14 protein-coding genes are annotated in these 26,364 nt (G+C 66.9%); 6 read left to right on the top strand and 8 right to left on the bottom strand.

Going from position 1 to position 26,364, the window contains the following annotated elements; genetic code table 11:
- Window positions 1-114: 114 nt before the first annotated feature.
- The 4 genes from mdoH to DGN21_RS03125 all read right to left on the bottom strand — a co-directional run bounded on the left by mdoH (window position 115) and on the right by DGN21_RS03125 (window position 7,591).
- On the bottom strand, window positions 115-2,052 hold the full coding sequence (gene mdoH / locus DGN21_RS03140) for a glucans biosynthesis glucosyltransferase MdoH (RefSeq protein WP_046345694.1): 1,938 nt from the start codon (window positions 2,050-2,052) through the stop codon (window positions 115-117).
- Window positions 2,053-3,120: 1,068 nt separating this feature from the next.
- Window positions 3,121-4,749 (bottom strand): M28 family metallopeptidase, encoded by a 1,629-nt coding sequence (locus DGN21_RS03135; RefSeq protein WP_154833129.1) that lies wholly within the window; start codon window positions 4,747-4,749, stop codon window positions 3,121-3,123.
- A gap of 148 nt (window positions 4,750-4,897) precedes the next feature.
- Window positions 4,898-5,878: a GGDEF domain-containing protein gene (locus tag DGN21_RS03130; protein ID WP_160955209.1), complete on the bottom strand. Its 981-nt coding sequence runs from the start codon at window positions 5,876-5,878 to the stop codon at window positions 4,898-4,900.
- A gap of 225 nt (window positions 5,879-6,103) precedes the next feature.
- Window positions 6,104-7,591, bottom strand: coding sequence for a SulP family inorganic anion transporter (locus DGN21_RS03125; protein ID WP_065032137.1), 1,488 nt, complete (start codon window positions 7,589-7,591; stop codon window positions 6,104-6,106).
- Between the two features lie 211 nt (window positions 7,592-7,802).
- Between DGN21_RS03125 and DGN21_RS03120 the strand changes: the two genes are divergently transcribed.
- A complete protein-coding gene (locus DGN21_RS03120) occupies window positions 7,803-9,245 on the top strand; it encodes a glycoside hydrolase family 5 protein (protein ID WP_047126099.1) in 1,443 nt (480 codons plus the stop codon).
- 307 nt (window positions 9,246-9,552) lie between these two features.
- Window positions 9,553-11,685 (top strand): methyl-accepting chemotaxis protein, encoded by a 2,133-nt coding sequence (locus DGN21_RS03115; protein WP_184429019.1) that lies wholly within the window; start codon window positions 9,553-9,555, stop codon window positions 11,683-11,685.
- Between the two features lie 647 nt (window positions 11,686-12,332).
- Here the strand turns inward: DGN21_RS03115 and DGN21_RS03110 are convergent.
- Complete coding sequence (locus DGN21_RS03110) at window positions 12,333-14,990, bottom strand: PAS domain S-box protein (protein ID WP_160955212.1); 2,658 nt, start codon at window positions 14,988-14,990, stop codon at window positions 12,333-12,335.
- A 183-nt stretch (window positions 14,991-15,173) separates the two neighbouring features.
- Between DGN21_RS03110 and DGN21_RS03105 the strand changes: the two genes are divergently transcribed.
- Entirely contained in the window at window positions 15,174-18,053 is a 2,880-nt protein-coding gene (locus tag DGN21_RS03105; RefSeq protein WP_016902980.1) for a pitrilysin family protein, read from the top strand.
- A 309-nt stretch (window positions 18,054-18,362) separates the two neighbouring features.
- Complete coding sequence (locus tag DGN21_RS03100; protein WP_160955214.1) at window positions 18,363-19,298, top strand: GAF domain-containing protein; 936 nt, start codon at window positions 18,363-18,365, stop codon at window positions 19,296-19,298.
- 617 nt (window positions 19,299-19,915) lie between these two features.
- Here DGN21_RS03100 and DGN21_RS03095 read toward each other — a convergent pair.
- The gene (locus DGN21_RS03095; RefSeq protein ID WP_160955215.1) at window positions 19,916-20,935 is read right to left on the bottom strand and encodes a hypothetical protein; all 1,020 of its coding nucleotides are present in this window, start codon (window positions 20,933-20,935) and stop codon (window positions 19,916-19,918) included.
- A 275-nt stretch (window positions 20,936-21,210) separates the two neighbouring features.
- Window positions 21,211-21,963 (bottom strand): DNA-formamidopyrimidine glycosylase family protein, encoded by a 753-nt coding sequence (locus tag DGN21_RS03090; protein WP_104541886.1) that lies wholly within the window; start codon window positions 21,961-21,963, stop codon window positions 21,211-21,213.
- A 107-nt stretch (window positions 21,964-22,070) separates the two neighbouring features.
- Between DGN21_RS03090 and DGN21_RS03085 the strand changes: the two genes are divergently transcribed.
- Together DGN21_RS03085 and treA are read left to right on the top strand one after the other, a co-directional pair.
- Window positions 22,071-22,853 (top strand): DUF72 domain-containing protein, encoded by a 783-nt coding sequence (locus DGN21_RS03085; RefSeq protein WP_160955216.1) that lies wholly within the window; start codon window positions 22,071-22,073, stop codon window positions 22,851-22,853.
- A 409-nt stretch (window positions 22,854-23,262) separates the two neighbouring features.
- The gene (treA, locus tag DGN21_RS03080; RefSeq protein WP_102583366.1) at window positions 23,263-24,936 is read left to right on the top strand and encodes an alpha,alpha-trehalase TreA; all 1,674 of its coding nucleotides are present in this window, start codon (window positions 23,263-23,265) and stop codon (window positions 24,934-24,936) included.
- A 146-nt stretch (window positions 24,937-25,082) separates the two neighbouring features.
- On the opposite strand, the gene DGN21_RS03075 is transcribed toward treA, so the two are convergent.
- Window positions 25,083-26,042, bottom strand: a complete 960-nt coding sequence (locus DGN21_RS03075; protein WP_179464529.1) for an arabinan endo-1,5-alpha-L-arabinosidase — start codon at window positions 26,040-26,042, stop codon at window positions 25,083-25,085.
- Window positions 26,043-26,364: the final 322 nt, after the last annotated feature.

Raw genomic sequence — 26,364 nt, 5'->3', positions numbered from 1 at the left:
CCGGCCGAGCCGGACAGCCCGACCGCTCTCGCCGCTTGGTGCGCGCCGCTGCCCCGGCGCGACAGACGCGCAGATCGCAACGCGCACCGATCCAGCCATGCGCCGCCTGCGCGCTCAGATCAGCGACGGCTCCAGCGCGGCGGCACGGCGCAGCTCGGCCGCACGCACCAGTACCTTGGGCGGGTCGAGCTCTTCGGGAATGCAGAAGATGCCGGCGCGGCGCAGGGCCAGGCCGGTGCGGCGCAACGAGGTCACAGCCACGACCGGGATCGACACCGCCATGCCCACGATCACCGGCGCCATCCAGGCCGCCAGCGATGGCGACACCGTATAGGCCACCGCGCCCATGAACAGGCCGAACACGGTCAGCCCGCCGTAGCTGCGCAACAGCGCCGGCCACGACAGCTTGCCGTCGTCGCGCACCTGCGCATCCCAGCCCGAATCCTTGCCGGCCAGTACCTCGAACACGCCGCGCGACTGCAGGTACATCACCACCGGCGCCATCAGCGCCGCCAGCACGGTTTCCAGCAGGATGCTCAGCAGCGCGCGGATCGCGCCGCCGCAGGCGCGCAACTCGCGCGGGTTGAGCAGCAGCGCGATATAGCCCAGCAGCTTGGGCGCCAGCAGCACGAACATGGTGCAGACGAAGATCCAGATCGCGTTGCCCTGGCTGCTGCCATGCCAGTAACGGGCGGGCGAGAACGGCAGGTCGCCGGCCAGATCGATCCCGCCACCGGCCAGCGGAATGCCGATGCCGATCAGCATCAGCAGGCCCCACATCGGCGCAGTGAAGTAATGCCCGATGCCGATCAGCATGTGCATGCGGCTGATCCAGTGCAGGCCCTTGGCGCCGACCACCTTGGCGTGCTGCAGGTTGCCCTGGCACCAGCGGCGGTCGCGGATCAGCAGGTCGGTCAGCGTGGGCGGGCCTTCCTCATAGCTGCCCTGCAGGTAGGGCACCATGTGCATGGCCCAGCCGCCACGCCGCATCAGCGCCGCCTCGACGAAGTCGTGGCTGAGCACATGCCCGCCGAACGGCTTGCGCCCGCGCAGCGACGGCAGGCCGGCGTGATCGGCGAAGGCCTGGGTGCGAATGATGGCGTTGTGGCCCCAGTAGTTGCTCTCGGCGCCATGCCACCAGGCCACGCCAAAGGCGATGATCGGCCCGTACACGCGCCCGCCGAACTGCTGCATGCGGGCGAACAGGGTCTGCCCGTTGACCACCGCCGGCAGGGTCTGGATCAGGCCCACGTCCGGGTTGTTTTCCATGCCGGCGACCAGCCGCACGATGGTGTCGCCGGTCATCACGCTGTCGGCGTCCAGAATCAGCATCTGCGGGTAGTTGCCGCCGAAACGGCGCACCCAGTCGGCGACATTGCCGGCCTTGCGCGCGGCATTGTCGGCGCGGCGGCGGTAGAAGATGCGCCCGTGTCCGCCGACGCGGTCGCACAGCTCGTTGTACACCAGTTCTTCGGCACGGCCGATGTGTTCGCGGGTGGTATCGCTGAGCACGAAGAAGTCGAAATGCTCCAGCTGGCCGGTTTCGGCCACCGATTCGTAGATTGCCTGCAGGCCGGCCAGCAGCCGGCGCGGGTCTTCGTTATAGGTGGGCATCAGCAACGCGGTGCGCGTGTGCAGGGTCGGCAGCGGCGCTTCCGGGTCGATGCCGAGCTTGCGTCCGGCGCGCGCCACCACGGTGACGAAACCGGCCACCGCACTGGCGAAGGACATCGCGATCCAGGCAAACAGCAGCACGAACAGGCCGAGCAGGCAGCCTTCCAGCACGCTGAGGCCATCGGGCCACAGCACGCTGAGCATCACCCACACCGCCACGGCGGTGGTGGCGAAGGTGCCGCCGATCAGATAGAAGCGCCGCACGCCGATGCCGACCGGCGCGGTGCGCTGATGCGGCACCTGCAGACGGCCTTCGCGCAGGGATTGCTCGGGCATGGCCAGCGGCGCTTCCGGTGGCAGCGTGGGCTGGCCGGCGTCGAGGGCGGAAACGGGGGGAAGATCGGTTGGTGCGGGGGAAAGAGTCACAGTGCCGTCCATCAAGGCTGCCCGCCGCACGATCGCGGCAGTGTGGGCTGACGCGGGAGATCCCTACCCGCTACGCGTGGCGACGTCGCCGCATGCACCGCGGTCCGGGCGAGCCCGGCAGTGCGGGACCACGTCGCAGAATTAGCAGCTCTAAGACCACTCCGATGCACAAGCTCTCCTGGCTGCGACGATGACGTCGCGGCTCATCTTAAAGAATCGACCGTTAAAGGAAACGAAGGCCGCGCTGCAGTCTTCGCCCCACCCGACGAGGACCGCGCGGCAGACTACGCCGCAGCGACCGAACGCTACCCCAACAGATTGCAGCCTGGCACGCGTGCTGTCACGGGCGGCAAACCGCACTGTCATGTCAGACAACTGCAAGTGATGTGCCAGGACCTGCAATCGGTTGCAGCGCCAGCCTCCCGGCGCGCGCGATCACCTCAATGGAACTGAGCGAATCTGAGGCATTCTGCCGCGCGTCATGGTGTATCGGAATAAGCGATGTCGAGCTTTGCCCACGTCAGCGCAGTGCACGAAGGCTGCGTTGCGCCTGTAATCGCCGGCAAGGACACCGCACCAGGGAGTTGGTCGGCGGCCAAGTGAAAAGCTGTTGGTCGAGCGATGGACATCGGACGTTGAGCCGCGTCGTTAAATGCATCGTGCCTTGCTTGCACCATGCCCACCGGCCATCTCCGATGGTCCTTGTCCACCCACCCTCGCGGGACCTTACGCGGCATGGATGCCGCGTAAGAGCCTACACGGACGTACTTGCGGCGTGTCCCGCGAGGGTGGGCGGGCAAGGGTCTGCAGCCAGGCCGCAGATCAACTGCTCTGCGCCTTTGTCACTCGCCCGTGAGCGAGCACTGGCCCAAGGGACCAACCCTCCTATCAGCCGCTCTGCGAGCGACGCATGCGTGGCACCCGAGCGCGCGCAGACGCCCGCGGCCTCGGCCTTGAGGTAGCCGACCAGACCTGCAAGCACCGGGCACATGGCTGCAGGCAGGAGGCGGCATGCGCACATGCCGCATCGAACAGCAGCAGCGCCGCCTGATGGAAGCGCTGCCGCTGTATCGGCCGGTGTTACTTGCGCGCAGCCTCGCTGGCGTCGCGGGTGGCGCGGAACTCCGAATCGTTGCTCCAGTTCGGCCACTGGCGCGAATCGGCCAGTTGCTGGCCCAGCGCGTACAGCACGCCCAGATCGCGCGCCGCACCGGCGAAGGTCCAGTCCGGCTTCCACTCGTCGCCCTGCTGGTGATAGCGCTTGGCGGTGTAGTCGTCGGAGGCGGCCTTGCCTGCGGCCACCCCGCCTACTTCCCAGTCCTGCCCGGCCGCATACGACAGCGCCGGCACGCCACGCTTGGCGAAGGAGAAATGGTCCGAGCGGAAGAAGTACCCCGCCTGCGGCTTGGGATCGGGCGTGTAGCGCAGCTTCCACTGGCCGGCGACGGTCTTGAGCTGATCGAGCAATTCGAGTTTTGCGGTGCCGTAGATGCCGAAATCGCGCGATGGCACGAACGGGCTCATGCCGTCCATGTTGATCACCGCCACGGTGGTGTCCAGCGGATACAGCGGCTTGGAGGCGTAGAACTCCGAGCCCAGCAGGCCCTTTTCTTCGGCGGTGACCGCCAGGAACACCACCGAGCGCTGCGGCTTGGGGCCGGCGGCAAAGCCGCGCGCCAGCTCCAGCAGTGCGGCGGTGCCGCTGGCATTGTCCAGCGCGCCGTTGAAGATGGTGTCACCGCGTGCGTCCGGCTTGCCGACGCCGATGTGGTCCCAATGCGCGCTGTAGATCAGCGTTTCATCCGGATGCGTGCTGCCTGGCAGCCGTGCAACCACGTTGTGCGAGGTGATCACGTCGGATTTGACCTGGTAGCTGGCGCTCAGCCCCTGGCCCTTGAGTTCCACCGGCTTGAAGCCGCGCGTCTGCGCCTGCTTCTTCAAGGTGTCGAAATCCAGCCCGGCCTGCTTGAACAGGTCGGCGGCCAGATCGCGCTGGATCCAGCCTTCCAGGGTGGGATGCGCGGCGCGCGGGTTGTCGCGCACCACGTCGAACATGGTGTTGGTGTTGGAGCTGGCCACGGTGTCCCAGCCATAGGAGGCGGGCGCGGTTTCGTGCACCACCAGCACGCCGAGCGCGCCCTGGCGGGCGCCTTCTTCGTACTTGTAGGTCCAGCGGCCGTAGTAGGTCATGCCGGCGCCGTCGAAGGCGCCCTTGCCGGTTTCGAAATCCGGGTCGTTGATCAGCACCACCGCGATCTTGCCCTTCAGGTCCACGCCCTTGAAGTCGTCCCAGTCACGCTCCGGCGCCTTGACGCCGTAGCCGACGAACACCAGCGGTGCGTTGGCGATGTCGACCTTGGACGAGCCGTCCAGCGCGGCGCGGATGGCGATCTGCTTGCCCTGGGTCAGCGCCTGCGGCTTGCCGGCGTGCTGCAGGGCGATGGTCGGCGTGCCGACGATATCGGCGCGGCGCAGCGGCACCGCCTGGGTCCAGGCGCGCTTGCCGTCGGTCAGATCGCCGCCCGGCTGCAGGCCGGCGTCGGCGAACTGTTTGCTCAGGTAGGCAATGGTCTTTTCCTCGCCGGCGGTGGCCGGGCCGCGGCCTTCATAGGCATCGGAGGCCAGCTCCTTGACGTCGCGCGAGATGCGCGCGCCATCGAAGCTCGGCGTCGTCGCCATCAGTGCGGTCGAGACCGCCATCGCCAGCATTCCCATTGCAACGCGTTTGGTAACAACTCGCTTCACTGCAGCACCCAGGTAGTGTCCGAACAGCCCTGGAGTGTAGCCACTGCGACGTTCGATCGGGTGTGCACGGCGGCGAGCGATGCCCGCCGCCGCCGACCGGCGCCACTGCCGCTCAGAACAGGTCGACGCTGCCGACCTGCTGGGCGACCTGCTGCATCCTTCCGCTGGCCACCAGTTCGGCGTACACCTCGGTGCGATTGCGGCCGTGCTGCTTTGCCCAGTACAGCGCCTTGTCGGCCTCGTCGAGCAGCTGGCTGATCAACTGGCCGTCGGTGAGCTCGACGATGCCGGTACTGAGCGTGACCTTGCCGACCTGCGGAAACACCTGCTCGGCCACCGCCATACGGAAACGCTCGAACAGGCTCACCGCGATGTCGCGGTCCACGCCGCGCAACACGATCACGAACTCCTCGCCGCCGAAGCGGAACAGCAGATCGTCCTGGCGGAAGCAGCGCTGCATCAACTGCGCAACCAGCAACAGCACCTCGTCGCCATACAGGTGGCCGAAGCTGTCGTTGACGCGCTTGAAGTGATCGATGTCCACGATCCCCAGCCACACGCCTTCGCTGGCCGCTGCATCCGCACCACCGGCGAACAGGCGCAGGATCACATCGTCGAAGGTCTTGCGGTTGCGCAGGCCGGTCAACGCATCGCGCTGGGCATCGTCGAGCAGGCTGCGGTAATTCTGGAAAAAGCGCGCAAAGCCCTGCAGCATCACCTGTTCGGCGGCGCCGGGTGCGCGCGAGCCGCCCACGCGCAGGCAGGTGCGGATGCCGCGTGCCTCCATCATCGGGTACACCAGCAGCGCGCGGCCGTCCTGCTGCAACTGCACCACATCGCCCGGCCCATGCAGGTCAGCCAGTTGCGCGCGCAGCTGCGCGTCGTGGATGTCGGCCACCGTCAGCGACAGCCGGCCATCCTCGCGCAGCCGCGTTTCGGCCATGGTACGGCCGTCCGGTGCGATACGCAGCAACGACAGTTCCTCGGACGCGCAGACCTCGCGCATGGTGCGCAGCAGACTCAGGTCGAGCAGATCGGCATCGCGGATGGCGGTCAGGTCCACCATGCGTTCCAGCAACGGTGCCGTGGTCATTGCCGCATCCCGCGGGCAGACGCAGGCCCGCAGCGCCGGTCACGGCACGCGGGCACACCTCTCGGGCTGGAACGCACTGGCATCACGACGGGTTACCGGCAGTCTCGATGCCGGTTCATCGGCGCTGAACGCGCGAACTTGAGTCCGCCCGCCGGCCGGCGCAGCGCACGGCCAGCCGGCGTACACGGATGTGCAGGCGCACGACCGGCCGGCGCACCAGCGCGCTTACGGCAGTGCGGACTCCAGCGCATCGTCGCCCAGCGCGTGCGCCTGCATCAGGCGCCGGCTGCCGGCATTCAGGCCTTTGACCTGGACGTCCAGCCCATGATGACGCAGCCGCTGCACCACCTTGTCCAGCGCCGCCACCGCGGTGATGTCCCAGAAATGCGCGCGGCCGACGTCGATCACCACTGCGCGGCCAGGCACCTGGCGCGCGTCGAAGGCGTCGATGAACACGTCGGCCGAGGCGAAGAACACCTGCCCGCGCACGTGGTAGGTACGCACACCGTCGTCGCCGTCGCTGTGCGTGATCTGCAGCAGCCCGGCCACCTTGAAGGTGAAGAACACCCCGCTCAACACCACGCCCACCGCCACCCCGGCGGCCAGGTTGCGGGTGACCAGGGTCACCGCCACGGTGGCCAGCATCACCACGCTGGAGGTGCGCGGATGGGTGACCACGGTGCGCAGCGAACGCCAGTCGAAGGTCTCGGCCGAGACCATCACCATGATCGCCACCAACGCGATCACCGGCACCTGCGAGACCCACGGCTTGAGCAGCACCATCAGGATCAGCAGGAACACCCCGGCGAACAGGGTGGAGAGACGGCCCCGCCCGCCGTATTTCACGTTGCCCACGGTCTGTCCGATCATGCCGCAGCCGGCAATGCCGCCGAACAGGCTGGCCGCGGTATTGGCCAGACCCAGCCCGGTGCACTCGCGGTTCTTGTTGCTCGGGGTGTCGGTGAGTTCGTCGACCACGCGTGCGGTCATCAGCGATTCGAGCAGCCCCACCATCGCGATGGCCAGCGCCGGCAGGGCGATGATGCGCAAGGTCTCCAGCGTCAGCGGCACCGCCGGCCATTGCAGGACCGGCAGCGCGTTAGGCAGCTTGCCCAGATCGGCCACCGTCTCCAGTGGCAGGTGCAACGCTGATCCCAGCACCGTCAGCACCAGGATGCACAGCAGCGGCGAAGGAATCGCCGACACGCCCGGCAGCGGCAGCCGCGGCAGGCCGTAGATGATGAGCAGGCCCAACGCCAACATGCCCCAGGTGGCCAGGTTGGCGTGCTGCAGATGCGGCAGCTGCGCGGCGAAGATCAGCACCGCCAGCGCATTGACGAAGCCGGTGCGCACCGAACTGCTGACAAAGCGCATCAGCACGCCCAGCCGCAACAGACCGAACAGGATCTGCACCGCACCGGCCAGCAGCCCGGCCGCCAGCAGATAGGGCAAGCCGTGCGCGGCCACCAGCGGTGCGGCCACCAGGGCCACCGACCCGGCCGCAGCGGAAATCATCGCCGGGCGGCCGCCGAAGAACGCGATGACAATCCCGATCACGAACGACGCGAACAACCCCACTTGCGGGTCGACGCCAGCCACGAACGCAAAGGCGATCACTTCGGGAATCAGCGCAAAGGTAGCGACCGCACCGGCCATCAGTTCGCGCGCAGGCGAGGCGCGCCATTGCGCCAGTTCGGCACGCAGAAAGGACATTGGAAGACACTCCGGGGACAGAAAGGACAGCCTGCGGACAGGCGACAGCGGCGATAGTGTGCGCGAAAGCGACCCGGCCCGCAGCCTGCGTGTGACCGGTGCGGCAATGCGCCTTTCTGTGGTCCGGATCACGCCAAACGATGCGGCCGCGGACCAAGATGCCCCCCTCACCGGGTTCGGGTGTCGAGCCGGGTTCGCTAGGGAGATCACCATGTCCATTTTCAGGACTGCCAGTACGCTCGCACTGGCCACCGCGCTGGCGCTCGCCGCCGCACCGGCCTTCAGCTACTCCATCAGCAACAACAAGATTGTCGACGACAGCGGCAAGGTGGTCCAGCTCAAGGGCGTCAACGTGTTCGGCTTCGAGACCGGCAACCATGTCATGCACGGTCTGTGGGCACGCAACTGGAAGGACATGATCAACCAGATGCAGGGCCTGGGCTTCAACGCCGTGCGTCTGCCGTTCTGCCCGGCCACCCTGCGCAGCAGCACGATGCCGACCAGCATCGATTACAGCCTCAATGCCGATCTGCAGGGCCTGAGCTCGCTGCAGATCCTGGACAAGGTGATCAACGAATTCAACGCGCGCGGCATGTATGTGCTGCTGGATCACCACACCCCCGATTGCGCCGCCATCTCCGAGCTCTGGTACACCGGCTCGTATTCCGAAGCGCAGTGGCTGGACGATCTGCGCTTTGTCGCCAACCGCTACAAGAACGTGCCCAGCGTGATCGGCCTGGACCTGAAGAACGAACCGCACGGTGCCGCCACCTGGGGCACCGGTAACGCGGCCACCGACTGGAACAAGGCCGCCGAGCGCGGCTCGGCCGCGGTGCTGGCGGTGGCGCCGAAGTGGATCATCGCGGTGGAAGGGATCACCGACAATCCGGTCTGCTCGACCAACGGCGGCATCTTCTGGGGCGGCAACCTGCAGCCGCTGGCCTGCACCCCGCTGAACATTCCGGCCAACCGGCTGCTGCTGGCACCGCATGTGTATGGGCCGGACGTGTACGCGCAGGCGTACTTCAACGACAGCAACTTTCCCAACAACATGCCGGCGATCTGGGACCGCCACTTCGGCCAGTTCGCCGGCACGTATGCGCTGCTGCTGGGCGAATTTGGCGGCAAGTACGGCGAAGGCGACGCACGCGACAAGGTCTGGCAGGACGCGCTGGTGAAGTACCTGCGCAGCAAGGGCATCAACGAGGGCTTCTACTGGTCGTGGAATCCCAACAGCGGCGACACTGGCGGCATCCTGCGCGACGACTGGACCAGCGTGCGCGAAGACAAGATGGCGCTGCTGCGGACGCTGTGGGGCACGGTGAGCAGCACCACGCCGACGCCGACTCCCACTCCGACGCCCACGCCAACTCCAACACCGACGCCGACGCCGACACCCAGCGGCAGCTTCAGCACCAAGGTGAGCGTGGACAGCCAGTGGAACGGTGGCTACTGCAACCGCGTGCAGGTCACCAACACCGGCACCGCCAGCGGCACCTGGGCGATCTCGCTACCGGTCACCGGCACCGTCAACAACGCCTGGAACGTCACCTGGTCGCAGAGCGGCAGCACGCTCAAGGCCAGCGGGGTGGACTTCAACCGCACCCTGGCCGCCGGTGCGACGGCCGAATTCGGCTTCTGCGCGGCCGGCTGATGCAATACGGCGGGCACGCGGTGCGTGTCCGCCATTACCTTGCAAGCTGCCGACAGTCTGCAAATCACCAATGTCGCGTCACCCACCGATCGCTGCATCGATGCCCATGACCTTGTAGGAGCGCCCCCGGGCGCGATGAAGCATTATCGGTAACGCCCCATCGCGCCCGGGGGCGCTCCTACATTGCAGCTGCCGCAAGCGAACGCTGCCGCAATTAGCATTCAACCCGCATGTGAATCAGCCGCTATTCATGACATAGCGCCCTACGCGCGTTCTGGATGCCGTTGCCATGCCTGTTGTCTCCCTGTTGCGTCGTCACGTTGCCAATCTCCCGCTTACCCGCAAGTTCGTGCTGTTGTGCAGCTTGTTGACGGTGGGCGTGATCCTGCTGGCAGTGGCCGCGGCCCGCCTGCAATACCTGGACCTGATCGAGGCGCGCAAGCTCAGCGTCAAGACCGAGGTGGAGATGGGCCTGACCGTGATGCAGCACTACGCAGACAAGGCCAAGGCCGGCGAGCTGACGGTCGAACAGGCCAAGGAAGCTGCACGCACCACGCTGGCGGACATGCGCACCAACGACGGGGTGGATTACTTCTTCATCGTCGACCCGCAGATGCGCATCCTGATGCATCCCAAGCGCGCCGTCGGCACCGACATGAGCGACTACAAGAGCGATGCCGGGCAGTACGTCTATCGCGACATCAAGACGGCGATCGAGCGCGGCAACGGCTTCAGTTACTACGACGCGCCCAAGCCGGGCAAGCAGGAACAGCTGCCCAAGATCAGCTATGCCAAAACTTTTCCGGCCTGGAACTGGGTATTGGTGATGGGCGTGTACGCCGAGGACATCCAGGTGCAGGCCTGGGGCTTCACCCGCACCCTGACCCTGATCGGCGGCGCCTTGGTGGCGATGGTGATCGGCCTGTGCTGGTTGATCGCCTCGGCGATGGCGGCACCGCTGCGGGCAGCATCGCGTACCGCAGAGGCGATCGCCTCGGGCCGCTTCGACAACGATATCCGGGTCGAGTCGCGCGACGAAACCGGCCAGCTGATGCACAGCATGCAGCAGATGCAGACCCAGTTGCAGCGCTTCAACGGCGAAATGCAGACCATGATCCGCCTGCAGCAGGGCGAGAACATTGCGCACCGCATTCCGGAGGATTTCCCCGGCGATTACGGCACCCTGGCGCACGGCGTGAACACGGTGGTGTTCGAGCATCTGGATGCCATCAACGAGGCGATGGACCTGATGGGCGAGTACGGCCGCGGCGATCTGCGCCGTGACATGCGTCGCCTGCCCGGCCAGCGCGCGGCGCTGCACGAAGCGCTGGACACTGTGAAGAGCAACCTGTCGGCGATCAACAGCGACATCGCACGCCTGGCCGACGCGGCCGCGCGCGGCGATTTCTCCGCACGCGGCGAGCAGGCGCGCTACCAGTTCGCATTCGCCGAAATGGTGCAGGCATTGAACCGCCTGATGCAGCAGGCCGATGCAGGCCTGGACGATGTCGGCCGCATCATGGCCGCGATTGCCGATGGCGATCTGTCGCAGCGGGTGGAATCGCATTACGAGGGCGCATTCGGCCGCCTGGCCAATGCGGCCAACCGTACGGCGATCCAGCTGACCACCATCGTGCAGGGCATCCAGCACTCGGCCGAGATGATCAACACCGCCGCCGGCGAGATCGCCAGCGGCAATGCCGACCTGTCCACGCGCACCGAGCACCAGGCGGCGAACCTGGAAGAAACCGCCGCGTCGATGGAAGAACTCACCTCCACCGTGCGCCAGAACGCCGACAACGCGCGCCAGGCCAATCAGCTGGTCAAGGGCACCGGCGAAGTGGCCGAAAGCGGCGGCCGCGTGGTGCAGGAAGTGGTCAGCACCATGCAGGCGATCACGCAATCGTCGGCACGGATCTCCGACATCATCGGGGTGATCGACGGCATTGCGTTCCAGACCAATATCCTGGCCTTGAACGCGGCGGTGGAAGCGGCACGCGCCGGCGAGCAGGGTCGCGGATTTGCGGTGGTGGCCACCGAAGTGCGCGCGCTGGCGCAGCGTTCGGCCGGCGCGGCCAAGGAGATCAAGCAGCTGATCTCCGATTCGGTGGAAAAAGTGGCGCAGGGCTCGGACCTGGTGCAACAGGCCGGCAGCACGATGACCGAGGTGGTCAGTTCGGTACAGCGGGTGACCGACATCATGGCCGAGATCACCGCCGCCAGCACCGAGCAAAGCGCCGGCATCGAGCAGGTCAGCACCACGGTGATGCAGCTGGATGAAATGACCCAGCAGAACGCGGCACTGGTGGAAGAAGCCACCGCTGCGGCACGCAGCATGGAAGACCAAGCGGCGGATCTGACCCGCGCAGTGGCAGTGTTCCGGTTGGTGCCGCAGCAGGCTGCACTGACGCAACGGCGCTCGGTGGTGCAGGCGGCTTGATGGAGGGATGTAGAGCGCCTCTCCCTGCGAGCGCGAAGGCACGGCATGCGCGCCACTGGCGCGCGTGACGCAAACGCGGGCTGGGGCGCGGAGCGGGGATTCGGGCAAGCGTGCCCGAAAGCCGCATATGCACAGAACAAGCGCGTCATCGAATCCAAAAAAGCTGACCAGACCGCAGATCAGCAGACAGCCGCACAACGTGCACGGCTCACAACCATGCATACCGACTATCCCGATGGGTCCTTGCCCGCCTACCGTCGCGGGACCTTACGCGGCATGGATGCCGCGTAAGAGCCTACAAGGACGTACTTGCGGCGTGTCCTGCGATGGTAGGCGGGCAAGGGCCCTGCAGCGACGTCACAGATCCTCCGCGCTGCAACTGAGCTATCCGCATTGCAAGTCGGTCGAAGTGCAATGCTCTAGAGCAACCAAGACTTCGACTCGCGGCGGCGTTGAGGCGTGATGCCTAATTCAAACGCTCAGTGGGTGTTGGGTAGGCCGTACCCTCATCCGCCCTGCGGGCACCTTCTCCCGGAGGGAGAAGGGAGTGCTCTGGTTGATGCGGTTTTATGGGCAAGTCGTAGCCTCGCTCGCCCTGCGGGTGCCTTCTCCTGTTGGGAGAAGTGCGTGTTGCTGCATGCGCTGCGTCAGCGCGCGGCGTCGCGTCCGGCGGTGGCACTGCCGTGGCGGGCGCGTTTGACGGCGTACATCGCTTCGTCTGCCGCGTGCATCAGGCTGGCAGCGTCGGCCTGCTGGCCGTGTTGCCAGGCGACGCCGATGCTGGACCGGATCGGCAGATGTTGCTCACCGAACATGGCGCCCGCCGCCGATGCGGCGCGGATCCGGTCTGCCACGGCGGCGCATTCGGTCTGCGGATCCTGCAGGTTGTCCAGCAGCACCACGAATTCGTCGCCGGCCAGGCGTGCCACCAGATAGCGGCCTTCGGCCGCCTGCTGCAGGCAGCGGCCGAAGGCGACCAGTACCGCGTCGCCGGCGCGGTGGCCGTGGACGTCGTTGATGCGTTTGAAGCCGTCCAGATCCAGGAACATCACCGCGACCGCGCACTGCCGCTGTTGCGCCTGGGTCACCGCAACCTGCAGCGCCTCGGACCAGGCGTGGCGATTGGGCAGGCCGGTCAGGGCGTCGCGGGTCGCACGCTCGTGCATCAGCCGATGCAGGGTCTTGTGCGCCGTGACATCCTGCGCCATCAGGAAGAATCCCTGCGCCTGCGCCGCTGCGCCCTGCATTTCCGGCACCAGGGTGATTTCCACATCGCGCGGTGTCGCGCCACCACGCAGAACGTGTTCGAAGTGGGCCCGCTGCCCGGCGCTCACCTGCGCCAGCGCAGTGCGCGCCTCCGCACCGAGCTCCTCGCCCAGTACTTGGGTGATCGCGCAGCCGACCAGACTGGCCGGCTCCACGCCGAGCCAGTCGCGATGCGCCTGGTTGGCGAACAGGCAGCGCTGCGCGGCATCGTAATGTCCCACCAGGGTGGGGGTGGCATCGCTGATCGCACGCAGCCGCGCTTCGCTTTCGGCCAGGCGCTCGGCGGCGACATGGCGTTCGGTGACGTCCTGGATCTGCGAGACGAAATGCACCGGCGCGCCGCTGCTGTCGCGCACCAGCGACACCGACAGCTGCGCCCAGATCACCGCGCCCTGCTGGCTGATGTAGCGCTTGGCCAGGCTGTAATTGTCGCGCTTGCCGTCGATCAGTTCCTGCACCAGGCGCAGGTCCATGTCCAGATCGTCGGGGTGAGTGATGGTCTGGAAGGTGGTGCGCAACAGCTGCTCGCGCGGATATCCCAGGATGCTGCACAGCGACGGGTTGACGTCGCGCCAGTCGCCATCCAGCGAGACGATCGCCATGCCCTGCGGGGCGGTTTCGAACGCACCGCGGAAGTGCTCGGCCGCCAGCTGCGCGGCGGCCTGCGCCTGCAGCTCGGCGGTGACGTCGATGGCCATTGCCAGATAGCCGGACAGTCCCTGCTGCGCGTCGTGGATGATGTTGAAGCACAGCCGGACGCGCCGCAGTCCGCCGTCCTTGCGCACCAGGGTCCAGATTTCTTCTTCGAGCAAGTCGCCTGCAGCGGCGGCGGCCAGCTTGATGTACGACGGCGGCGACAACGCCAGCGTGGCCATGTGCCGCTCCAGCTCGGCCGGCAGGTGGAACTGCGCCGGGCAGCGGCCCAACACCTCGTCGGCCGCGTAGCCCAACAGGCGCTCGGCGCCGGGGTTGAACAATTCGATGCGCCCGTTCGGATCGAACGCGATGATCGCCACATCCTGCGAGGCGTCCACCAGCGACTGCAGGCGTGCGCGCTCGCCCGCCAGCGCAGCCGAGGCATCGCGCAACTGGGTGATGTCGTGCATCACGCATACCGCACCCAATGCCGCGCCCTGGTCGCTGACCACCGGGTCGGCATTGCACAGCACGCTGCGTGCCGGCTGGCCGGTGGCACGGATCACCATCTCGGCATTACGCACGTGCTCGCCGGCCCAGGCGCGCACCAGCGGGATGGCCTCGGTGGGCAGCAGCGCACTGCCGTCGGCGTTATAGAGATCGAAGTGCTGGGCCCATTGCGTCGGCGGCAACAGGCGCGGATCGGTACCGTGCCATTGCCGTGCGGCGTGGTTGAACTCATGCAGCAGCCCGTCGCTGTCGCAGGACACCACGCCGTCGGGCATGGCTTCCAGCAAACGGCTCAGGGTCTGCCGCTGCGCCTGCGCAGCCAACCGGTCGCGACGCGCCTCCAGTTGACCGACGGCCTGCCGCGCCAGGCGGATCAGGCCTTGCTTCTGGTTTTCGTCGAGCAGCCGCGATTGGGTGCTGAGCGTGCACAAGGTGCCGTAGGCATAGCCCTCACGGCCGACCAGCGGCACGCCCGCATACGAGCGTACCCCTGGCGCGGCAGTGACCAGCGGGTTGCGCGCGAAGCGCGGATCGGCCACCGCATCGGGCACTTCCAGCAGCTCGGTCCCCATCACCGTATAGGAACAGAACGACATCGCGCGCGGGGTACCTTCCAGATCGGTGCCACAACGCGCCTTGAACCACTGGCGGTCGGCGTCCAGCAGCGACACCAGCGCCATCGGGGCGCCGGTGATGTGGGCCGCCAGCCAGGCGATATCGTCGAATTCGGCCTCCGGCTCGGTATCCAGCACCCCCAACCGACGCACCGCCTCCACGCGCAGGGCGTCGTCGGCGGGAATGGGTACGGGCGGCAACAGGACGGTCATGGCGTGATCGGCGGGCAACGTCTGGGCAAGGTAGGTCGCCCCAGGTAACGGCGAGGCGATGATCAACTTGAGCGCGTGCGCCGGGCCTGCTGGCGGGCCGGTGGTTGCCGCACCCCCACTCGCGCCGGCCCGGGCGTCCCGTCGCACGCCGCCCTGCCGGCAGCCGCACCTGCCCCCCTGCCGGACAGCATTTGCGACGCCGACAGGCAGCCACTACCCTCGGCCGATTGTCCTGCTCTGGAGTGTCACATGCTGCGTCCGCTGTCCCTGTTGATCGCCGGTGTGCTCGGCGTCGCTGCCGGTACCGTTGCTCCCGCCGTCGCTGCCGCCCCGGCCAGCCTGTCCAAGCCCGCGGCCAGCAGTGCCATTCCCGAGATCGGCTACACCCGCTTCACCCTGCCCAACGGCCTGACCGTGGTGGTGCACGAAGACCACAAGGCGCCGGTGGTGGCGGTGAGCATCTGGTACCACATCGGTTCCGGCGACGAACCGGCCGGCAAGACCGGCTTTGCGCACCTGTTCGAGCACCTGATGTTCTCCGGCTCGGAGAACAACAAGGGCAGCTTCTTCGCGCCGCTGGAAAAGGTCGGCACCACCGACATGAACGGCACCACCTGGTTCGACCGCACCAACTATTTCGAGACCGTGCCGACCACCGCGCTGGACACCGCGCTGTGGCTGGAATCGGACCGCATGGGCCACCTGCTCGGCGCGATCGGCCAGGAAGAACTCGACACCCAGCGCGGCGTGGTACAGAACGAGAAGCGCCAGGGCGAGAACCGCCCCTACGGCCGCGTGGACCAGAACATCCTGTCCAACCTGTTCCCGGCCAACCACCCGTACCAGCACGACACCATCGGCTCGATGGAAGATCTGGACGCGGCTTCGCTGGCCGACGTCAAACAGTGGTTCAACGACAACTACGGCGCGGCCAATACCACCCTGGTGCTGGCCGGCGACATCACCGTGGCGCAGGCGCGTGCCAAGGCGCTGCAGTATTTCGGCGACATCCCGTCCGGCAAGCCGGTGGCGCGCCAGCAGCCGTGGGTGACCCCGCTGGCCGCGCAGAAGCGTGGCGTGCAGCACGACCACGTCTCGCAGCCGCGCATCTACCGCACCTGGGCCGCACCGCAGCTGGGCAGCGATGCGGCGATCCAGCTGGACCTGGCCACCACCGTGCTCGGCGGCGGCAAGACCTCGCGGCTGTATCAGCGCCTGGTCTACCAGGACAATCTGGTCGATGACGTGTCGGCGGCGATCCAGCCGTTCGCACTGTCCAGCCAGGTGCAGATCCAGGCCGACGTGAAGGACGGCGTGGACCCGGCCAAGGTCGAGGCGATCATCGACGAGGAGCTCAAGAAGTTCATTGCCCAGGGCCCGACCGCCGACGAGCTGCAGCGCGCGCAGGTGGCCTACCGCGCCGGCTTCGTGCGCGGGCTGGAAAAGGTCGGCGGCTTCGGTGGCAAGGCGGTGATCCTGGCCGAGGGCCAGGTCTACCGCGGCGACCCGGGCGCCTACAAGCAGGATCTGCAGCGCGGCCAGGCCGCCACCGTGGACAGCGTCAAGCAGACCGCGGCCACCTGGTTCGGCAAGGGCGACTATCTGCTCACCGTGCTGCCGGCCGGCAAGGACTTCGACCCCGCCGCCGAAGACAAGGCGGTGGTCGCGCGTGGCGAAGAACCCGGCAAGCCGGCGCCCAGGCTGCCGGCCGCTGGCAAATACAAAACCACCGCCTCCACGCTGGACCGCAGCAAGGGCGTGCCGCAGACCAGCCAGTTCCCCGACCTGAGCTTCCCGCAGCTGCAGCGCGGCAAGTTGAAGAACGGCGTCGAGGTGATCCTGGCCGAGCGCCACACCATCCCGGTCACCCAGGTGGAGCTGCTGTTCGATGCCGGGTATGCGGCCGACCAGGGCAACAAGCTCGGTACCGCCAGCTTCAGCGCCGCGCTGATGAACGAGAGCACCGCCGCGCTGGATTCGGTGGAAGTGGCGCAGCGTCGCCAGCGCCTGGGCGCCATCACGGCGGTCGGCTGCGATCTGGACAGCTGCAGCGCCTCGCTGGATGCGCTCAACGACCAGTTGCAGCCGTCGCTGCAGCTGTTCTCCGACATCGTGCGCAACCCGGCCTTCAAGGCTGCCGACATCGAGCGCATCCGTGGCCAGTGGCTGGCCGGCATTGCGCAGGAAAAGACCCAGCCCAACAGCCTGGCGCTGCGTGCGCTGCCGCCGTTGCTGTTCGGCCAGAACCACCCCTACGGCATCCCGCTCACCGGCAGCGGCACCGAGGCGGCGATCAAGAGCCTCAACGCCCAGGACCTGCAGGCCTTCCACCGCCAGTGGCTGCGTCCGGACAACCTGCGCATCCTGGTGGCCGGCGATACCACGCTGGCGCAGATCATCCCGCAGCTGGATGCCGCCTTCGGTGACTGGAAGGCGCCTGCCACGCCGTTGCCGAAGAAGAACCTGGTCCAGGTCGCCGCGCAGCCCAAGCCGCGCGTGTACCTGATCAACCGCCCGGATGCGCCGCAGTCGGTGATTCTCGCCGGCCTGCTCGCACCGTCCACCAAGGCGCCGGACAATCTGGCGATCGGCGTGGCTAACGGCGCCTTCGGTGGCACCTTCACCTCGCGCCTGAACATGAACCTGCGCGAGAACAAGCGCTGGGCCTACGGTGCCGGTACCCGCATGCTGGATGCGCAGGGCCAGCGGCCGTACATGTTCTCCGCGCCAGTGCAGACCGACAAGACCGCCGAGTCGGCCAACGAGATCCTCAAGGAAGCCACCGCGATCATCGGCGACAAGCCGCTGACCACCGACGAGATCGAGAAGATCAAGAACCAGCGCATCCGCGCCCTGCCCGGCAGCTTCGAAACCACCGGTGCGGTGCTAGGTGCGATCGAAGGCATCGTGCAGTTCGACCGCCCCGACGATTACGTGCAGACGCTCAAGCCGCGCCTGGAAGCGATCGACCAGCCGGCCGCGCAGAAGGCCATCAAGGAAATCATCGCGCCCAACGCGATGACCTGGGTGATCGTGGGCGACCTGAAGAAGATCGAAGCCCCGGTGCGTGCGCTCAAGCTGGGTGAGGTGCAGGTGCTGGACGTGGACGGCAAGCCGGTCAAGCGCTGAGGCTGGTCAGTCGCACACCGACGGCGCGGCTTTCGAGCCGCGCCGTTGCCAGATCCGCGTACGCAACGGTGCGTGCGCGTATGAGTCGCCGGTGCCTGCGTGCAATGCGCAGGCATCACACTTGGGTTTGAAATCTCGCGCCGGCGCTTCAGTCCGCCGGTTGCATGTCCCCTAGCCTGCGCAGCGCGGCGGATGCGGATCTGAATCCGCCCTGCAGGCTGTGCTCGGGCGCATGGCAAATCCACGCGGCGTTATCGATGGTGCCGGTATCGTGGCCTCTTTCTCGCTCGCGCTTGTCCGACTTACCCGATGAAGCAAATGCCCCCGGCTGACGAAGCCTCCCGCCAACAGGTCCTGGACGGCTATCGCATCGTCGACAGCCTGCCCGAGGACACTTACCAGGACGTCGTGCAGGTGGCGGCCTCGCTGTGCGACACGCCGATCGCACTGATGTCGCTGGTCGATCGCGACCGCCAATGGTTCAAGGCCCAGCTCGGTCTGGGCATGCAGCAGACCGATCGCAGCCAGGCCGTGTGCGATCACGCCATCCGCAGCCCCGAGCAATTGATGGAAGTACGCGACCTCACCCAGGACAGCCGCTTTGCCGATGTCTCGGTCGTCACCGGCGAGACCGGCGCGCGCTTCTATGCCGGCATGCCGCTGGTCACCTCCGACGGCGTGGCGTTGGGCACCGTCTGTGTGCTCGACACCGAGCCGCGCACGCTCACCGACACTCAACGCGCCGGGCTGCAGGCATTGGCGCGCGTCACCATGCGCCTGCTGGACGAGCGCAAGCGCGAGCTGCAGCTCGAGCGCGAGGCGATCCTGCAGCCGGTGGCACCGGCGGCCGCCGATGCCGGTTATTACCTGGTGATTCTGGAAGTGCAGGAACTGGCCGCGCTGGCTGAAAAACAGAGCGAGCGGCTCCTGGGTCGCGCCTTGCAACAGCTCGACCAGGCCCTGGCCGCGCAGGCGCAAGTCAACGGCGACAGTGTGGACCGCGTGACCGACAGCGCCGAATTCATCGCCGTACTGCGCGATCCCAATGCCGAACAGAAGCTGCAGCGCCTGCGCGACATCGCCAAGCAGCAGCATGCGCACGGGCTGACGGTGCTGATCGGCCAGGCGCAGGCAACCCGTGGCGACGAGCCGATCGGGCAAGTGTTCCTGCGCGCGGAAGTCGCGCTGAGTGTCGAGAAAGACCGTTACCGCCAGAGTCTGGCGCAGGACGGCCTCAGCGCCTGATGTAGCGCGGGGCGACAGTCCGGCTGCCGGCTGATCCGCCGTTTCATGGACCTGCCCTCACAACTCCCGCTGCGCGCCTCCAACCGCGCTTGCGTCGCGGGCGCTCCGAGACACACGCGCGCTTGCCGCGAAAGCCGTGCTTTCTTACCCCGGCGGGAGGGGGCTCTAGTCCCGATACCTGACGAAGACTGCCTTACTTCTTCAATCAATCAGTTGCCAACGCCAGGTTCGGCTGCAGGGCCCTTGCCCGCCCACCATCGCAGGACACGCCGCAAGTACGTCCATGTAGGCTCTTACGCGGCATCCATGCCGCGTAAGGTCCCGCGACGGTGGGCAGGCAAGGACCAGCCAAGATGGTCGGTGTGCATGGTTTTAAACGAGGCAACCAATCAACTGTCTGGTGCGGGACCCTTGGCGGCATGGATGCAGCCAAGGAGCCTCCATGGACGGACTCACGGCGTGTCCGCGAGCGGTGAGGGCACTGCGCACTCGACTCAGTCGCGGTCACACGTCAACGCTGCGAGTGTGATCGATACGTTGCCGCCATCGGTACAGCCTTAGAGAGGTTTTGCCCGCCACTGCTGGTCAGCTGCACCCAACCGCAGCCACTGCCCCACTCACCCGATCGCACACTGCTTCAACTGGCGGTCCGCGTACCACAGCGCGCGACGGGCCAGATCGTAGGCGCTGTCGGCCTGGCGCGGCAGCATCTGTGCGGCCATCACCGGGTCGGCGCCGTTGTTCAAGGCGTGCTCGGCACGCTCCAGATCGCCCAGGTGCGTGCGCACCGGCGACAACAGGGATTTGCGTTTGGACGCATCGCAACGCGCGCTGCGCTGCTCCAGCGCGGCCAGCGCCTCGCGGATGCGGCGGCTGGCTTCGCCCTTGAGATCGGGCGGTGTCTCGTGCGCGATCGGCGCGGCCTTATAGGCATCGCCGGTCGCCTCGCTGCCCATCTCGGCCTGATTGCCCGCCAGCGCGGGGTTGAAGCGCACATCCGGCGGTGGTCGCGCCTTGGCCACCTGCGTCTGCGGCCCGTTGAGCATGTCGTTGAACTTCTTCATGCCGCGATTCATTTCCTGCATCGCCACATCGCCCAGCGTGCCGTCGCTCTTCCAGTCCTTGGCAAAGCGCGTGTCCTGGTATTGCACCGGATTGACCCGTTCCATCACGTTGCGCGCCTTGGCCTGCGCGCGTTCGTCGGCCATGCCCGGTGGCACCGCGGCGCCGGCTTGCGCCATCGAGTCGACCTGCGCATCGCGCGGCATGCGCAAGCGGCCTTCGCGGGTGTAGAGCTGGGCCGCCATCGATTCGCCAGCGGGCGCGTTGGCGGCCGCCACCTGCCGCTGCGGCGGTGGGGTGCGTGTCGGCGGTGGCGCACTGCGCGCGGATGAGGCCGCGGCAGGGGCCGCGCGCGGTGTGGAGTCGCGTTGCTGCGGCGGTGTCGCCGGCGCCGGCGCCGGCAACGTCAACTGCGGGCGCGGCACGAAATACACCTGCAAACTGTCGTCGTGTCGCACCGTGTTGCGTGGCGGTGGCATATACAGCAACAGACAGGCAAGAAAGAACAGGATGGCGCCCGTGCATGCGACAGCGGCGACATGCGGGACAAGCGTTTCCTTCCTGCGGGTAATCACAATGCGGGAGACCGATGAGATGAGAGATGCGCACGCCGCACCGTGAACCCGGTGCAGGACGCGCAAATCTAGCGGGCGTGGCGTTTGCGCGCGTTTGAAATTCGTTGTTTGGGCCGCAGGCGCCAGCCGCCATTCACATTAGCGAGCGTGGCGGCCGACGCCCGCTGCTTGCCGACAGGCACTGCCCTGCCCCGGCAGTATGGATCCTGCAGGCTGTGCCGGCGGTCGTTCGCCCTACGGCGGTCGATGCCGGCTGGCCAGTATGCGCACGTACCTCAGCCATCCTCCGGGCGGTACAGCCGCTGGCAGACCTCGCAGAAAAACGCCCGCCGCCCGGCCTTGCCCAGGTGCTTTCGATACTGCAGCGGCGCGCCGTCGCGCGGGCAGCTGGTTTTGGTATGCACCTGATAATGCTTCTTCAGCACGAAGGCCTTTTTCCAGCTGTAGAAGTCGAAGCTATAGTCGCGCGCCTGGGTGACCAGCTCGCCGAGCTTGCGCGCTGGCAATGCGCCCACCGTGCTTTCCGGATGCACGCGGATGCGGTGCAGCACTTCGTTCTTGATGATGTTGCCGACGCCGGCAAAGATGGTCTGGTCCAGCAATGCATCGGCGGCCAACATGCCGGGTGCGGCGCGTAACTTGCGCCGTGCCTGCGCGCCATCCCAGAGCGGGTTCATGACATCCGCCGTCCAGTCGTAGACCTCATCCAGCGGGCGCTCGATGAACTGCACCGAACAGGCGTAGAAGTTCAATCGCTGGCCCTTGGAAAACTCCAGGCGCAGACGCGGCACCGCATTCGGCTTGTCCTCGTCGATGCGATAACTGCCGAACAACAGAAAGTGGATGCGCACGCTGAACTGCGCACACTCGATCAGGAAGTGCTTGCCCCAGCTGCGTAACGCCAGCACCTTTTGCTGCTCCAGCCGCGCGATGTCCTGCTTGCTGTTACCGGACACGCGCAGGATCTTGCGGCCAACAAACGCTTCGGTCTGTTCGCGCAGGATGACAAGGGAAGGACCTTCTGGCATGCGCCCAGTATCGAAGTCGTCGGTGAGTCGGCCGTGAGCGCAGTGCACACGCAACGCTGACATGCGCGCATGCATAGAGTGCTGCCCACCCGTCTTGCGTACACCTCATGCAGGCTCGTTCATCCATCGCCCTGCCGCGCGTGCGCTGTGGCTGCGCAGGCTGGTCGATTCCGGCCGCCGACCGCGCCGCATTCGGCGATGGTGCCAGCGTCTTGCAGCGCTACGCCACACGTTTTGATGCGGTGGAAATCAACTCCTCGTTCCATCGTCCGCACCGTGCCAGTACCTACGCACGCTGGGCCGACAGCGTGCCGGAGGATTTCCGCTTTTCGGTCAAGCTGCCGCGCAGCATCAGCCACGATGCACGCCTGCTTGGTACCGGCGCATTGCTGGATGCCTTCCTCGCCCAGGCCGGTGCGCTGGGCACGCGACTGGGCTGCCTGCTGCTGCAACTGCCGCCCAGCGCTATGTTCGATGCGCCGGTGGCGGCCAGGTCTTTCGCCATGCTGCGGCGGCGCTGGGACGGCGGCGTGGTCTGCGAACCGCGCCATGCCAGCTGGTTTCTCCCGCAGGCACAGGCGCTGCTGGCACGCCACCGCATCGCACGCTGCGCCGCCGATCCGGCGCCGGTGCCGGACGCCGCCACACCGGGTGCGACAGCCGGCCCGCAGTACTGGCGCTGGCATGGCGCAGCGCGCATCTACTACAGCAGCTACGACGCCAGTGCGCTGCAGACACTGGCCGACGCGGTGCGCAACGCAGCGCAGGACGCGACGCATCCGCAGGCAGAACGCTGGGTGATCTTCGACAACACCGCCGCCGGGCTGGCGGTGCCCAACGCGCTGCAGCTGCAGCGTTTGTTGCAGACCGGTCGGCCGCGCCAAGGCTGACGCATAAGGACAGCAAGCCGCCTGGCTTTGTTCGGCGTGCCACCGGTGCGTCCACGCCGCTGCAATCGGTCAGGCGAGCAAGGCCGAGCTGCCACCGGCCAGTCCACACGCGCACCGGCTGCCGTGCACTGGCAGTGCCGCCCACCCGCCGCGCGCTGTGGCGCGCATCTTGCAGCGATGTCGGCAATCCGACGCGGTCCGCACGTGGCTCAAGCTGCCTCGATCCGGGCCGATAGGCCTGAATCGGCAACGCAACCCGCGCAGCCACCTGCAGCCCCGCGCCGGATCACCTTGCTGAATCCAGTCGTCTCCGTGCGAAGCCTGTCGGCCTGCCGACACCGTCGTCCGGCCCCGCCCGCCACTTCGGTCGTTTACCATGCCGCACGTCACTGCCCGTTCTGGAGATGCCATGAGTTCTGCCGCGCCCCCGTGCTGCACGTCGCTGCTTGGCCTGTCGCTGAGCATGTTCGTGGCGCCCTGCACGTTGACCGCCGCGCCCATGGACACTCCGGTCGTCAACGCACCGGCGGCCACGCCGCCCACGCCCGACCTGGCCTACCCGGAACTGTTCCAGGCGGTGCAGAGCGGCGAGCTGTTCGACGACCAGAAGCACTTCGTCGACTTCCTGCCGCTGCGCGACCCGGCGCTGATCAACGCCGACTATCTGGCGCAGCACGATCACCCCGGCTTTGACCTGCGCAAGTTCGTGGACGCCAATTTCGAAGAGTCGCCGCCGGTGCAGACCGACGCGATCCGCCAGGACACCGCGCTGCGCGAACACATCGACGAGCTGTGGCCCAAGCTGGTGCGCAGCCAGACCCACGTGCCGCCCTACAGCAGCCTGCTGGCGCTGCCGCATCCATACGTGGTGCCGGGCGGGCGCTTCCGCGAGGTATATTACTGGGATTCCTACTTCACCATGCTGGGCCTGGTGAAGAGCGGCGAGACCACGCTCAGCCGCCAGATGCTGGACAACTTCGCCTACCTGATCGACACCTACGGGCATATCCCCAACGGCAATCGCAGCTACTACCTGAGCCGCTCGCAGCCGCCGTTCTTCTCCTACATGGTGGAACTGCAGGCCGGCGTGGAAGGCGAAGCGGTTTACCAGCGCTACCTGCCGCAGCTGCAGAAGGAATACGCCTACTGGATGCAGGGCAGCGAAGACCTGCAGCCCGGCCAGGCCGCGCGCCATGTGGTGCGTCTGGCCGATGGCAGCCTGCTCAACCGCTACTGGGACGAGCGCGACACTCCGCGCCCGGAAGCCTGGCTGCACGACACCCGCACCGCCGCCGAGGCCGGCGACCGCCCGGCCGCCGAGGTCTACCGCGACCTGCGCGCCGGTGCCGAGAGCGGCTGGGACTACACCAGCCGCTGGCTGGCCGATGGGCAGAACCTACGCACCATCCGCACCACCGCCATCGTGCCGATCGACCTGAACAGCCTGCTGTATCACCTGGAGCGCACCCTGGCCCAGGCCTGTGCGCAGCCGGGTGCCGAGTGCACGCAGGACTATGCGGCGCTGGCACTGCGCCGCAAGCAGGCCATCGATGCGCACCTGTGGAACGCGGCCGGTTACTACGCCGACTACGACTGGCAGACCCGCAAGCTCAGCGACCAGGTCACCGCCGCGGCGCTGTATCCGCTGTTCACCGGCCTGGCAACCGACGCGCACGCCAAACGCACCGCCAGCACCGTGCGCGCGCGCCTGCTACGCCCCGGTGGCCTGGCCACCACTGCAGTGAAGACCGGCCAGCAGTGGGACGAGCCCAATGGCTGGGCACCGCTGCAATGGGTGGCGGTGGACGGCCTGCGCCGTTACGGCGAAGACGCGCTGGCGCGCACCATCGGCGAGCGCTTCCTCACCCAGGTGCAGGCGCTGTTCGCGCGCGAGCACAAGCTGGTCGAAAAATACGGCCTGGAAGCCGACGCGGCCGGCGGTGGCGGTGGCGAATACGCGCTGCAGGACGGCTTCGGCTGGACCAACGGCGTCACCTTGATGCTGTTGAACCTGTATCCGGACACCGCGACCAAGCCGGCGCCGGTCAAACGCGTGCGCAAGCCCGAAGCGGCCACGCGCTGAGCGTGCGCCAGCCACTGCCGGGCATGCCCGGTGGCGCTGGCAGCCTCGCGGTTCTGGCAGTCGGCAACGCCAGCGGATCGCTGCAACAAACATCGCCTGATCGCTGCGCCAGTGCAGCGCGCAGCAGCGTGTTCGATTGATTGCTGCTACTGCACCACCGGCCATGCACTGCCGTCATAACCCAGCCGGTTGATGCCCAGGCGCGCGTCGCCACGGTCGTCGTAGTAGTGGTAGACCAGGATGTCGCCGTCGCCATCGCGGAACACCGATTGCCCGCCCGGCCCATGCATGCTGCCCAACCCGGACTGGATCACCGTGCCGCCGCCGTTGCGCATGTCCACCCCGGCGCGATCCAGGTACGGCCCGGTCACCGAGCGCGCACGCCCCACCGCAATCTTGTAGGTGCTGCTGGCGCCCTTGCAGCACGCATCGAACGACACGAACAGGTAGTACCAGCCATTGGCCTGCTGGATGAAAGGCGCCTCCACCGCGCCCGGGGACGGCCGGCTCGCCAGGCTGTAGCGCGTCGTGTTGCCGGACAGCTGCTTGCCGGTGCCGGGATCGAGCTGGATCAGCTTGATCCCCGACCAGAACGAGCCAAACGCCAACCACCATTTGCCATTGCCATCCACCACCAGATTACCGTCGATGGCGTTGTAGTCGTCGCTGCTTTTGGAGGTGTAGACGATACCTTGATCCTTCCACGAGCCAGGCTTGCCGGTGCTGCTGCTGGCAAGCGCAATCGCCGAGGTATTGGTGGCGAACTTGGAGGCGGTGTAATACATCAGATACTTGCCGCCGTGGAAGGACACATCCGGCGCCCACAACTGGTTGTCCGGGTTGTAGCTGCGTACCCAGCTCGGCATGCTGCTGAAGATCGCGCCCGCATTGCTGAACTTGGTGCGGTCGGTACTGGTGACCACGCCGGTGGTGGCGTAGATGTAGTAACGCCCATCGCTCAGCTTGAGCATCGACGGATCGTGCACGATGGTGTCGCCGCTCACCACACCCGGCCCCACTGCCGCTTGCGCGGCTGCGCCATGCAAGCCAGTGGCAGCAGCGGCCAGGGCCAACAGCGACGCAATCGCGCCACCACGCAGCGACATTCCAGACCTGCCACCTTCCACTCGACTGCCACCCACAACGCGCATCGCCCCACTCCTTGAATAACGTAAAGACGTTTTCTGTAGGAGCAATCTAGCTCGGCTAGCAATGCCGCGAATCCGACGCCGATCTCAGAAGCGTTGTGCAAACCGAGCGGTTGTTTTATTTGCGACGTGCCTTCGTGCCGAACTGTGTAATGCAGCTGGGATTGCATACGTCGTAACGTGGCGCGCACAGAGTCACTGCACCAGTGGCGTATCGGCGTCATCTCTTCATCGCCGTGCAGTGCGTCGATGCCAACCCGCATCCATGACGCTGCAAAAA

The organism is Xanthomonas sp. MLO165, assembly GCF_018831305.1.
GTDB classification, from domain to species: domain Bacteria; phylum Pseudomonadota; class Gammaproteobacteria; order Xanthomonadales; family Xanthomonadaceae; genus Xanthomonas; species Xanthomonas arboricola.
Note: the sequence above shows the minus strand (reverse complement) of the source record. Positions and strands in the feature narration are given on the sequence as shown.